Annotated in this window: 11 protein-coding genes; 2 read left to right on the top strand and 9 right to left on the bottom strand. The window is 59.6% G+C overall.

Features of this window, described 5'->3' with window-relative positions:
* Positions 1-9 precede the first annotated feature (9 nt).
* Entirely contained in the window at positions 10-771 is a 762-nt protein-coding gene (gene cobA / locus C4K38_RS09480) for a uroporphyrinogen-III C-methyltransferase (protein WP_053278113.1), read from the top strand.
* 77 nt (positions 772-848) lie between these two features.
* On the opposite strand, the gene C4K38_RS09475 is transcribed toward cobA, so the two are convergent.
* The 8 genes from C4K38_RS09475 to ppsA all read right to left on the bottom strand — a co-directional run bounded on the left by C4K38_RS09475 (position 849) and on the right by ppsA (position 8,999).
* A complete protein-coding gene (locus tag C4K38_RS09475; RefSeq protein WP_007927525.1) occupies positions 849-1,835 on the bottom strand; it encodes an OmpA family protein in 987 nt (328 codons plus the stop codon).
* A 107-nt stretch (positions 1,836-1,942) separates the two neighbouring features.
* Positions 1,943-2,533 (bottom strand): RNA polymerase sigma factor SigX, encoded by a 591-nt coding sequence (gene sigX, locus C4K38_RS09470; protein WP_009042922.1) that lies wholly within the window; start codon positions 2,531-2,533, stop codon positions 1,943-1,945.
* Between the two features lie 88 nt (positions 2,534-2,621).
* The gene (locus tag C4K38_RS09465) at positions 2,622-3,446 is read right to left on the bottom strand and encodes a mechanosensitive ion channel family protein (RefSeq protein WP_025804281.1); all 825 of its coding nucleotides are present in this window, start codon (positions 3,444-3,446) and stop codon (positions 2,622-2,624) included.
* A gap of 2 nt (positions 3,447-3,448) precedes the next feature.
* Positions 3,449-3,694, bottom strand: a complete 246-nt coding sequence (locus C4K38_RS09460) for a hypothetical protein (RefSeq protein WP_007927518.1) — start codon at positions 3,692-3,694, stop codon at positions 3,449-3,451.
* A 63-nt stretch (positions 3,695-3,757) separates the two neighbouring features.
* The gene (locus C4K38_RS09455) at positions 3,758-4,753 is read right to left on the bottom strand and encodes a divalent cation transporter CmaX (RefSeq protein WP_053278112.1); all 996 of its coding nucleotides are present in this window, start codon (positions 4,751-4,753) and stop codon (positions 3,758-3,760) included.
* A gap of 25 nt (positions 4,754-4,778) precedes the next feature.
* Positions 4,779-5,270, bottom strand: coding sequence for a ribonuclease E activity regulator RraA (rraA, locus tag C4K38_RS09450; RefSeq protein WP_007927511.1), 492 nt, complete (start codon positions 5,268-5,270; stop codon positions 4,779-4,781).
* 263 nt (positions 5,271-5,533) lie between these two features.
* The gene (locus C4K38_RS09445) at positions 5,534-6,523 is read right to left on the bottom strand and encodes an alpha/beta fold hydrolase (protein ID WP_053278111.1); all 990 of its coding nucleotides are present in this window, start codon (positions 6,521-6,523) and stop codon (positions 5,534-5,536) included.
* 100 nt (positions 6,524-6,623) lie between these two features.
* The gene (gene ppsA / locus C4K38_RS09440; RefSeq protein WP_053278110.1) at positions 6,624-8,999 is read right to left on the bottom strand and encodes a phosphoenolpyruvate synthase; all 2,376 of its coding nucleotides are present in this window, start codon (positions 8,997-8,999) and stop codon (positions 6,624-6,626) included.
* Positions 9,000-9,173: 174 nt separating this feature from the next.
* Between ppsA and ppsR the strand changes: the two genes are divergently transcribed.
* Positions 9,174-9,992, top strand: a complete 819-nt coding sequence (gene ppsR, locus C4K38_RS09435; protein WP_053278109.1) for a posphoenolpyruvate synthetase regulatory kinase/phosphorylase PpsR — start codon at positions 9,174-9,176, stop codon at positions 9,990-9,992.
* Between the two features lie 108 nt (positions 9,993-10,100).
* On the opposite strand, the gene prpD is transcribed toward ppsR, so the two are convergent.
* Complete coding sequence (gene prpD, locus C4K38_RS09430) at positions 10,101-11,585, bottom strand: 2-methylcitrate dehydratase (protein WP_053278108.1); 1,485 nt, start codon at positions 11,583-11,585, stop codon at positions 10,101-10,103.
* Between the last annotated feature and the right edge of the window lie 77 nt (positions 11,586-11,662).

Raw genomic sequence — 11,662 nt, 5'->3', positions numbered from 1 at the left:
GAAACGAATATGAGCGCAAAAGTCTGGCTGGTGGGTGCGGGCCCTGGCGATCCTGAACTGCTGACCCTCAAGGCCGTGCGAGCCCTGGGCGACGCCGATGTGGTGCTGATCGACGACCTGGTGAATCCGGCGGTGCTGGAGCACTGCCCCCGGGCACGGGTCATTGCCGTAGGTAAACGCGGTGGCTGTCGTTCGACGCCCCAGGCGTTCATTCACCGGCTGATGCTGCGCTACGCCCGTCATGGCAAGTGCGTGGTACGCCTCAAGGGCGGCGATCCGTGCATCTTCGGCCGTGGCGGTGAAGAAGCGCAGTGGCTGCAGGAACGTGGTGTCGAGGTGGAGCTGGTGAACGGCATCACCGCCGGCCTGGCGGGGGCTACCCAGTGCGGGATCCCGCTGACCCTGCGCGGTGTCGCCCGTGGCGTCACCCTGCTGACGGCCCATACCCAGGACGACAGCAGCCTGAATTGGCAGGCTCTGGCGCAAAGCGGTACGACGCTGGTGATCTATATGGGAGTGGCCAAACTGGGCGAGATACGCGAACAGCTGATCGCTGGCGGCCTGGCGCCGCATACCCCGGTGGCCATGATTGAAAACGCGTCCCTGCCCGAGCAGCGCCTGTGCCGGAGCGATCTGCAGGCCATGCAGGACGATGCCCACGCCTTCCAACTGAAAAGCCCGGCCATCCTGGTCGTCGGAGAGGTGGCCGCTTGCGGCGCACAACTGCCAGCCCTTTCCGAGGCGGCCCTGGCGGCAGCACTCTCGGCCTGACTCCAGGCCTTTTCATCAAATCGCAGGCAAAGAAAAACCCGGCCTAGGCCGGGTTTTTCAAAGCTGCAAGCTACAGATTACTGAGCTTGTTGAGCTTGTGCTTCAACCTGCGCTTCTACGCGACGGTTTACAGCGCGGCCAGCTTCAGTTGCGTTGTCAGCAACTGGGCGGGACTCACCGTAACCAACGGATTGAACGCGGCTCGACTCAACACCGTACTGGCTGGTCAGAACTTGCTTAACGGCGTTTGCACGACGCTCAGACAGTTTCTGGTTGTAAGCGTCAGGACCGACGGAGTCAGTGTGACCTTCAACAACGGTGGTGGTTTGTGGGTACTGCTTCATGAAGTCAGCGAGGTTCTTGATGTCAGCGTAGCTGTTAGGCTTAACGACCGACTTGTCGAAGTCGAACTTCACGTCCAGCTCAACACGAACAACTTCAGCAACCGGAGCTTCTGGTTCTGGAGTTGGCTCTGGAACTGGAGCAGGAGCTGGAGCAACCTTGCCAGCGTTGCCGCCGAAGTTCACACCCAGACCAACCAGAGCGGAGTAGTCCCACTTGCCGTTGTCCATTGCGTAGTCGGCTTCAACGCCGGCACGAGCGAACAGGTTGTCGGTGAAGTAGTACTTAACGCCGGTACCGATGATAGCCAGGGTCGACTGGTCGCGACCGCTGTGGCCGTCAGCCAGGACGTTGGTACGGCTCTGGTGACCGAAACCACCCGAAACGTATGGACGCAGGGAGTCCACGCCAGCTTGACCGAAGTGGTAGGTAGCCAGCAGGCTGCCGGTGTCACCTTTGATCTTCTGGTTGCCAGTGCCGTCGTTCGAACGGGTGTGGTTGGTTTTGTCGTAGTTCAGGTCCAACGACAGGTCATCGGTCAGGAAGTAGCCGATGCGAGCGCCTGGGTTGAAGCCGTCTTCGATGTGCTTAACGCTGTCGTTGTACTGTTTTTTGTAAAACAGTTCACCCTCGACCGCGCCTTGGCCTTGCGCCAGAACGCCGAACGAAGTCACGGCAACAATAGAACCAATGGCAATGCCCAAGGTGTTTTTCAGTTTCATCCGTTAAATCCCCATCTGGTGATTGTAAAGCAGTCCCACATACCGGGGGACAACTCGGCGGTAAGTCTATCAGAACTTACCTAGACGTAAGAGATATTTGCGCCGAACTAAGTTTCAGCAATGCCTGCAAATTTCTCACGCAATTTATCAAGCGCACGCTTGTACCGCATTTTCGTAGCACTCAAACCCATGTGCATGATGTCTGCGATCTCCTGGAACTCCAGCTCTGCGACAAATCGTAGCACCAGAATTTCCCGATCAATCGGGTTCACATGCACCAACCAGCGGTCAAGTCCGCCCTTTTCCTCAGGTTTCGGCGCCTTATCTTCAGACGCTTCCTCGAGGGGATCAAGACTTAACGCATCCATCAAGCGACGCTTGCGCCGTTCTTTCCGATACTGCGTGATGCATTCGTTGTACGTGATGCTATAGAGCCATGTCTTGAACTTCGATTTCCCCTCGAAGTTCTTCAGGCCATACAGCACCTTCAACATCACCTCCTGACAGACATCATCAGCATCACGATCGTTCCCTAAATAACGTGCACAAACGTTGAAGAGGGTTCGCTGATAGCGTCGCATCAACTCTTCATACGCACGCGTTACGTGAAACAGCTCCGTGTGCGAGCGCGCAACCAACTCCTCGTCAGAGAGCTCACGGGGGTCATAGCGCGTGGATAGCGATTGGGCTTTATTCAAAACGAGTCGGGCCGACAGTCAGGTCAATGTCCACCGCAGCCCAGACAAGGGCATTTTGCGGCGGCATACATTAGCAGGGTTTGCCGGGTTAGCGGCTACTTACATGCTGTTCCAGCAGGATCCGATTGGAGAGAGAGACCAGCTCGCCCTCATCGGTCAGCAGTGTAGTCTTAACCGTGCCGATCTCCTCGATCTGCCCTTCGACCTCGCCAATTCGCACTTGTTGCCCAACCTGATACAGCTCACGCACATAGATTCCCGCAAGAATCTGACCGGCAATATCCCGGCTTCCCAACCCCATGGCCAAGGCAACAGCCAGACCAACGGTAATCAAAACGATCACGATCACATGGTTGAGCAGGTCGGTTTTGACCTCCAACTGACTGATCGCAACGGAAATACTGATGATGATCACCAGCCCCTGGGCGATTCGCCCCAGGCCACTGGCGTAATCCAGACCGACCCCTTCGGCCGCTCCACGCACCAGCCCATTGGCCAGTTGCGCCAGCAATACCCCCACCAACAGCACCAGCGCGGCCCCGAAAACCTTCGGTACATACAGCGCCAGCATGTCGAGCGTAGCCGAAACCCGCTCCAGGCCAAGGGATTCTGCAGCAGAAACCAGAAAAATCAGTAATACGAACCAATACACGATTTTACCGATCAAGGTAGAAATCGGCACCTGCAGGCCCGCACGGGACAGCAGTTTGGTCAAACCGGTACCGCCCATCAAGCGGTCCAGGCCCAGCTTGGCGAGCAATTTCGAAAGCAGGGTATCAAGCAGCTTGGCGACCACGAAACCCAGCAGCAGCACGACCAGCGCGCCAAACAGGTTGGGAATGAAGTTCGCTACCTTGGTCCACAACGCAGTCATCGCAGTGACGAGGCTCTGAGTCCAGAGATCAAGTTCCATATTCAATCAGCCTTATCAGCAGTGCGAGCAGTAGGTTTACGACGGGAAACCGGCGAGATATGGGCCGATCCGTTATTCAGAGCAATCATCAGCGCCGGCAACCAGCGGCCGAGCAGGCTGAACAGATCCCCCGCCCCCACCTGCCGGTTGGCGGTTTTCAGCACGCGGCCCAGGCACGCATCGTCGTCCCGGGTGGACGGTGTGGCCTTGAGCATGTCACGTAACGACTGTTCAAACGGATCGTGCATACGCACCTCTCGATATGTCTGTGAAAGACGCGATCAAAATTCCTCGGGTCACATAGTTCATGATCAGACCCAGCGCAAACGTCGGAATAACCACCATTGTCCCAGCGCCACCAGCACCATCAACAGGCAGGCCACCAGAAACCCGTAGGGGCTGCTGGAAAGCGGAATGCCTCCCACGTTGATCCCCAGCAAGCCGGCCAGAAAACTCATCGGCAGAAAGATCCCGGTGATGATCCCGAAGCGAAACATGATGCGGTTCATGCGTACGCTCAGGCGTCGGTCTTCGGCCTCCAGCACAAGCCCCACGCGCTCTCGGGTCAACTCAAGCTCTTCCAGGTAGCGGGTCAGGCTGTTGTTCAATTCGTTCCAGTAATCGCCATCGTCATCGGCGAACCAAGGCAGCCTGATGCGGCTGAGCTGACCAAAAATATCCCGCTGCGGAGCGAGGAAACGCTTGAGTCCGGCAGCCCGTCGACGAATCTGCAGAATGTTGCTGTGCTCGGGGGTATACCGTTCGTCGGCATCCAGTTTTTCTTCCTCGGCATCGACCACTTCCGACAGGTCGCTGACCAGGTCCTGCACCTTATGGGTCAGGTACTCAGCCATATAAAGGATGAGTTCGGAGGCGGTTTTCGGTCCCTTGCCCTCGCCCAGTTGCACCAGCAGCTCATCGGTCGCGCGCAATGGTCGCAGGCGCAGAGAGATCACTCGCTGGGCCGAACCGAAGATGCGTACCGAAACCATGTCTTCCGGCTCCGCGCCGGGGTTGAGGTTGATGCCGCGTAAAAACAGCAGGAACTCGGAATCCGGCAGCGCCAACAGGCGCGGCCGGGTGTTTTCTTCGAGTAGGAGGTCACAGCTGAACTCGCTCAGACCACTGGATTTACGCAGCCAGGTCTGGGTTTGCGGATGACTGCGATCCCAATGCAGCCAGAGGCTCTCATGGGCTTGCAGTTGCAGGTCGTCCAGTTCAGTTCGGGCAATCGCACGCGCACCACCTTTACCGTCCAGCACCAGGGCATGTACCAGCCCCCATTGCGCGTTGTCTTCCTCGAACATCCTCATCCCTTGCTTGGTCGACTGCTTATTCAGGCATTTTCAGCGGGCTTGGCGAAACGATCACGCCATTGTTGTCGGCATAGACATATTCGCCCGGACGGAACGTCACCCCGGCAAAAGTCACCACCACGTTGAGATCGCCAATGCCGCGCTTGTCGGTTTTCATCGGGTGGCTGGCCAGCGCCTGCACGCCCAGGTCGGTTTGCGCGATGACATCGACGTCACGGATGCAGCCGTAGATCACCAGCCCTTCCCAACCGTTCTTGGCGGCCTTCTCGGCCAGCATGTCGCCCAGCAGCGCGCGACGCAGGGAGCCGCCACCGTCGACCACCAGTACCTTGCCATGGCCCTTGAGCTCGACCTGTTCCTTGACCAGCGAGTTATCTTCGAAGCATTTGATGGTCACGATTTCGCCGCCGAAGGAGTCGCGGCCACCGAAATTGCTGAACATCGGTTCAACCACCTGTACCAGGTCCGGGTAGGCATCGCACAGGTCGGGAGTGAGGTAATGATTCATCGAGAAACTCCTGTAATGGAAAGAACACGTCGCGGTGTCGGAATTCGCAGGGTTCATGCTGAGTGATACGAGGGCAGACGGCGAATGTTTAATATTTCAGCCAGCCCTCACCCCTCATGCGACCACCATACGCCAATTTCAGCAGGCTCGGCGGCACGGACAGAATGCCTGACCGGCGACCGAATGTGACCAGAACCGCAAAATTCGTCATATCTTAGCCGCAAGCGCACCGAAACGAAATGCCCCTGTCAGAGCCTTCGAACTCAACTCGCGGCAGCCAGTTCGGTGCCCGACGCCAACAACGGGCTCTGCTGATCCTTCAACCAACGCGCCACCAAAGGCCAGACTTCGGCCTGGGCTGCCTTGCTTACCAGCATCTCGACGTGGCCGAAATTGCCGCTGAACCCTTGTTCGCGCCCCAGACAGACAAACTGTTTGTGCTCGGAACTCAACTGGTCAAACAACTTGCGGCAGGCCCAGGTCGGATCTTGGTGATCACCGGCCGCGCTCACTGCCAATACCGGCAGCGAAACATCGGACAAACCGGCCCACCAGTCCTTCTGCCCATCTCCGAAACGCCCGAACAGCCCGTACCAACGCATGCCTTCCAGGGCCAGGCCAATGGGCTCGTCTTCAGGGCCGCGCTTGAGTCGCGAGCCGGACAACTGGGCAAAACGCTTGAGAATGAAACGACCGCCCCATTCCACCGCCGGGATTTTCAATGGCCAATAGGTGCGGCTGACCTGACAACCAAACAGCGCCGCCGACGCCACTGCCGGCTCTCCCAGATACTGGCCGCCCAAGGCCGCCGCCAGGGTAATGCCACCCAGGGAATGGCCGACCCAGTGCGGAACCTGGCCGCTTTGTTCCCGCACGAAGGCACCGATGGCGGGCAGATCGTATTGCGCATAGTCGGCGACGCGATTCTTGCGGTAGTCGGCATTGCGTCGCGACAGACCGTGACCGCGCATCTCGGGGATCCATACATCGAAGCCCATGCGTGCCAGATACGCGCCCAGGCCGATGCCCTTGGGCGAATACCAGAAACGCCGGTTGGAGAAGCTGCCGTGCAGCAGGATCACCGGCACGCCACGGGATTCGGGCTCGTCCGCCATCCCCAGGCGGGTGACGGCCAGCTCGACCGAGGCATCCGGGCTGTTGCCGGGCTTCAGGCGGTAGACGTCTTCACTCAGGTCGCCTCGACGTTCGGCACTGATCAAGGCGACGGGAAATAGGTTGCTGCTGCTTTGCATAATGCTCTTGCACAAAAAAGGGCGGCATCCAGATGGAGCCCGCCCTACTTGAATCTCAAAGCACCGGCCAGCCCGAAGGCTGGCCGGTGCCTCATTCCGCTTAGACCGCACCCTGCCCCTCGGCCAGGAAGAACCAGGTTTCCAGTACGGAATCCGGGTTCAGCGAGACGCTTTCGATGCCCTGTTCCATCAGCCACTTGGCCAGGTCCGGGTGGTCGGACGGGCCCTGGCCGCAAATACCGATGTATTTGCCAGCCTTGTTGCAGGCGGCGATGGCGTTGGCCAGCAGCTTCTTGACCGCCGGATTACGCTCGTCGAACAGGTGCGCGATGATGCCCGAATCGCGGTCCAGGCCCAGGGTCAGCTGGGTCAGGTCGTTGGAACCGATGGAGAAGCCGTCGAAGAACTCGAGGAACTCTTCGGCCAGGATCGCGTTGGAAGGCAGCTCGCACATCATGATCACGCGCAGGCCGTTTTCACCGCGCTTGAGACCGTTTTCGGCCAGCAGATCCACCACCTGGCTGGCTTCGCCCAGGGTACGGACGAACGGCACCATGATCTCGACGTTGGTCAGGCCCATGTCGTTGCGCACACGCTTGAGGGCGCGGCACTCGAGTTCGAAGCAGTCACGGAAGGATTCGCTGATGTAACGCGAAGCACCGCGGAAGCCCAGCATCGGGTTTTCTTCTTCCGGCTCGTAGAGCTTGCCACCGATCAGGTTGGCGTATTCGTTGGACTTGAAGTCCGACAGACGCACGATGACTTTTTTCGGCCAGAAGGCCGCGGCCAGGGTGCTGATGCCTTCAACCAGCTTGTCGACATAGAAACCGACCGGATCGTTGTAACCGGCGATACGCTTGTCGACGCTGTCCTTGATTTCATGGGGCAGGCCAGCGTAGTTCAGCAGCGCCTTGGGGTGCACGCCGATCATGCGGTTGATGATGAATTCCAGGCGGGCCAGGCCCACACCGGCGTTCGGCAACTGGGCGAAGTCGAAGGCACGGTCCGGGTTGCCGACGTTCATCATGATCTTGAACGGCAGCTCCGGCATGGCGTCGACGGAGTTTTTCTTCACGTCGAAGCCCAGTTCACCTTCGAAGATGAAACCGGTGTCGCCTTCAGCGCAGGATACGGTCACGCCCTGGCCATCTTTCAACAGCTGGGTAGCGTTGCCACAACCGACAACCGCTGGAATACCCAGCTCGCGAGCGATGATCGCGGCATGGCAGGTACGACCGCCACGGTTGGTGACGATGGCGCTCGCACGCTTCATCACCGGTTCCCAGTCCGGGTCGGTCATGTCGGACACCAGCACGTCGCCGGCCTGGACCTTGTCCATCTCCGACACGTCCTTGATGATCCGCACCTTACCGGCGCCGATGCGCTGGCCGATGGCGCGACCTTCCACCAGCACGGTGCCGGTTTCCTTCAACAGGTAACGTTCCATGACGTTGGCCTGGGTGCGGCTCTTCACGGTTTCCGGACGGGCCTGGACGATGTACAGCTTGCCGTCGTCGCCGTCTTTGGCCCACTCGATGTCCATCGGGCACTTGTAGTGCTTCTCGATGATCATCGCCTGCTTGGCCAGTTCGCTGACTTCGGCGTCGGTCAGGCAGAAACGCGCGCGATCGGCCTTGTCGACGTCGACGGTCTTGACCGAGCGACCGGCCTTGGCCTCGTCGCCGTAGATCATCTTGATCGCCTTGCTGCCCAGGTTGCGGCGCAGGATGGCCGGGCGACCGGCTTGCAGGGTGCCCTTGTGAACGTAGAACTCGTCCGGGTTCACCGCACCTTGAACGACGGTTTCACCCAGGCCGTAGGCGCCGGTGATGAACACCACGTCACGGAAACCCGACTCGGTGTCGAGGGTGAACATTACGCCGGCGGTACCGGTTTCCGAACGCACCATGCGCTGCACGCCGGCAGACAGGGCGACCAGCTTGTGGTCGAAGCCCTGGTGCACGCGGTAGGAAATGGCGCGATCGTTGAACAGGGAAGCGAAGACTTCCTTGGCGGCGCGAATGACGTTCTCGACGCCACGGATATTGAGGAAGGTTTCCTGCTGGCCGGCGAAGGAGGCGTCCGGCAGGTCTTCGGCTGTGGCCGAGGAACGCACGGCCACGGCCATGTCAGGGTTGCCCGCGGACAGCTTGGCGAACGCGGTGCGGATTTCGCTATTCAGTTGCTCGGGAAACTCAGCTTCCATGATCCATTGACGGATCTGGGCACCGGTCTTGGCCAGGGCATTCACGTCATCGACGTCCAGGGCGTCGAGCGCGGCGTGGATCTGGTCGTTAAGACCGCTCAATTCGAGAAAATCACGATAGGCTTGAGCCGTCGTGGCAAAGCCTCCAGGGACCGATACACCGGCGCCTGCAAGGTTACTGATCATCTCGCCCAGGGATGCGTTCTTGCCCCCCACATGCTCTACATCATGGACGCCGAGCTTATCGAGGGAAACTACGTACTCTACCAAGGTGATCTCTCCACTAACTGTGTTGGAAAAGCTCAGAAGCCGGCTGCTCGGGGGAGCGCTTGCCAGCTGTATGGCCTGGACCTGGAAAATAAGTGAGAATGCGGGCCATTGGAGGCCGGCAAATCGCGCCTATCATATCCAAGATTCGTCACTAGCTTAAGGCCCAAGGTGCAAATGAAACGATCTGCTTTCTTTATCTCCGACGGTACCGGCATCACCGCTGAAACCCTCGGCCAGAGCCTCCTGGCGCAGTTCGAAAACATTACCTTCAGCAAACTCACGCGGCCGTACATCGACAGCGTAGATAAAGCGCGGGCCATGGTACAACAAATCAACATCGCCGCCGAAAAGGACGGATTTCGCCCGATTATCTTCGACACCATCGTCAATCAGGACATCCGTGAGATCCTCGCGACGTCCAATGGTTTCATGATCGACATTTTCTCGACCTTCCTCGCCCCCCTGGAGCTGGAATTGAGCGAGCACTCGTCGTATTCGGTCGGCAAGTCCCATTCCATTGGCGGCAACTCCAACTATATGGAGCGGATCGAGGCGGTGAACTTCGCCCTCGACAACGACGACGGCGCCCGTACCCACTACTACGACAAGGCCGACCTGATCCTGGTCGGCGTGTCGCGCTGCGGCAAGACCCCGACCTGCCTGTACATGGCCATGCAGTTCGGCATCCGCGCCGCCAACTACCCGCTGACCGAAGACGACATGGAACGCCTGCAGCTGCCGACCGCCCTGCGCGCCCACCAGCACAAGCTGTTCGGCCTGACCATCGACCCCGACCGGCTTACCGCCATCCGTAACGAGCGCAAGCCCAACAGCCGTTATTCGAGCTATGCCCAGTGCGAGTTCGAAGTGCGCGAGGTGGAAAACCTGTTCCGCCGCGAGAACATTCCGCACATCAACTCCACCCATTTCTCGGTGGAAGAGATCTCGGCGAAGATCCTGGTGGAAAAAGGCGTCGAACGGCGCTTCAAGTAGCGCTATCTGACCAATAGAAGGCTATTGCGAGCAAGCTCGCACCTACAGGGTTTACAAGATCTTGTAGGAGCGAGCTTGTCGCGATCGGACCAACGGTCCACCCTGCCCTCAGATCACCAACAGATCCACGAACCGGTGCACCGCCGTAGCTTCCAGTCGCGCCTGGTCCTTGCACAGGGCAAAGATCTGCGCCGAACGCTGGGCCGTGAAGCGGGTGACCAGGTTGGCCTTGAACTTGTCCTCCAGCAGCGGAATGCCTTCGGCACGACGTCGGCGATGGCCGATCGGGTATTCCACCACCACCTGCTCGGTGCTCGAGCCGTCCTTGAAAAACACCTGTAGCGCATTGGCGATGGAGCGCTTGTCGGCCTCCAGGTATTCGCGGGTGTAGCGCGGCTCCTCGACGACCTGCATCTTCTCGCGCAACTGATCGATGATCGGGTGGGCGGCATGGAAGTCGTCTTCATAGTGCTCGGCCACCAGGTTGCCGAACGCCAGCGGCACGGCGGTCATGTACTGGATGCAGTGGTCGCGGTCAGCGGCGTTGGCCAGCGGGCCGACCTTGGAAATGATACGGATCGCCGACTCATGGGTGGTGATGACGATCCTGTCGATCTGGTCCAGGCGATCCTTGACCTGTGGATGCAGGGTCACCGCGGCCTCGCAGGCGGTCTGCGCATGGAACTCGGCCGGGAAGCTGATCTTGAACAGCACGTTTTCCATCACATAGCTGCCGTACTGCTGCGACAGGCTGAAGCGGCGCTTGTCTTCGGGCTTGAGCGCCAGGTCCTTGTTGGTGTGGCTGAACAGCACATCGTAGAAACCCCACTGCGGCGCGCTCAGCACTCCCGGAATGCCCATCTCGCCACGCAGGGCGATATCCGCCAGGCGCACGCCACGGCTGGAGGCGTCCCCCGCCGCCCAGGACTTGCGCGAACCAGCGTTCGGCGCATGACGGTAGGTACGCAGCGCCTGGCCATCGACAAAGGCATGGGACAGCGCCGCCAGCAGCTGTTCGCGGTTGGCCCCCATCAGCTTGGCGGTGACCGCGGTCGAGGCGACTTTCACCAGCAGGACATGGTCGAGGCCGACCCGGTTGAAGGAGTTTTCCAGGGCAATCACCCCCTGGATCTCATGGGCCATGATCATGGCCTCGAGCACCACGCGCATGGTCAGCGGCGCCTCGCCGTTGGCCACGCGTTTTTGCGACAGGTGATCGGCCACGGCGAGGATGCCGCCGAGGTTGTCGGAAGGATGGCCCCACTCAGCGGCGAGCCAGGTGTCGTTGTAGTCCAGCCAACGGACGATGCAGCCGATATCCCAGGCTGCCTTGACCGGGTCCAGGCGAAAACTGGTGCCCGGCACTCGTGCGCCAAAGGGTACGACCGTGCCCTCGACCATGGGCCCCAGGTGCTTGGTGCACTCGGGAAAGCGCAGGGCCAGCAGGCCGCAGCCGAGGGTGTCCATCAGACAGTTGCGGGCGGTATCCAGAGCCTCGTGGGACTCGATCCGGTAGTTCAGAACGTAATCGGCGATGTCCTGCAGGACCTGGTCGTAATCGGGGCGTTCGTTCAGATCAACGTTGGCGCTCACGGGCAGTTCACTCCATCAAGGGTTAGGTGTGGGTTGCATCCTCAAGGTCAGGCTGATCGGGTTATGTCTATTTATTT

Origin of the sequence: Pseudomonas chlororaphis subsp. piscium (assembly GCF_003850345.1) — a bacterium.
Lineage (GTDB): Bacteria > Pseudomonadota > Gammaproteobacteria > Pseudomonadales > Pseudomonadaceae > Aquipseudomonas > Aquipseudomonas piscium.
Note: the sequence above shows the minus strand (reverse complement) of the source record. Positions and strands in the feature narration are given on the sequence as shown.

What these genes read in the sequence shown, in the direction of transcription:
- C4K38_RS09455 (WP_053278112.1), bottom strand. Translation starts at nt 4,753, where the DNA reads ATGTTCGAGGAAGACAACGCGCAATGGGGGCTGGTACATGCCCTGGTG.
- C4K38_RS09445 (WP_053278111.1), bottom strand. Translation starts at nt 6,523, where the DNA reads ATGCAAAGCAGCAGCAACCTATTTCCCGTCGCCTTGATCAGTGCCGAA.
- C4K38_RS09475 (WP_007927525.1), bottom strand. Translation starts at nt 1,835, where the DNA reads ATGAAACTGAAAAACACCTTGGGCATTGCCATTGGTTCTATTGTTGCC.
- C4K38_RS09460 (WP_007927518.1), bottom strand. Translation starts at nt 3,694, where the DNA reads ATGCACGATCCGTTTGAACAGTCGTTACGTGACATGCTCAAGGCCACA.
- cobA (WP_053278113.1), top strand. Translation starts at nt 10, where the DNA reads ATGAGCGCAAAAGTCTGGCTGGTGGGTGCGGGCCCTGGCGATCCTGAA.
- ppsR (WP_053278109.1), top strand. Translation starts at nt 9,174, where the DNA reads ATGAAACGATCTGCTTTCTTTATCTCCGACGGTACCGGCATCACCGCT.
- rraA (WP_007927511.1), bottom strand. Translation starts at nt 5,270, where the DNA reads ATGAATCATTACCTCACTCCCGACCTGTGCGATGCCTACCCGGACCTG.
- C4K38_RS09465 (WP_025804281.1), bottom strand. Translation starts at nt 3,446, where the DNA reads ATGGAACTTGATCTCTGGACTCAGAGCCTCGTCACTGCGATGACTGCG.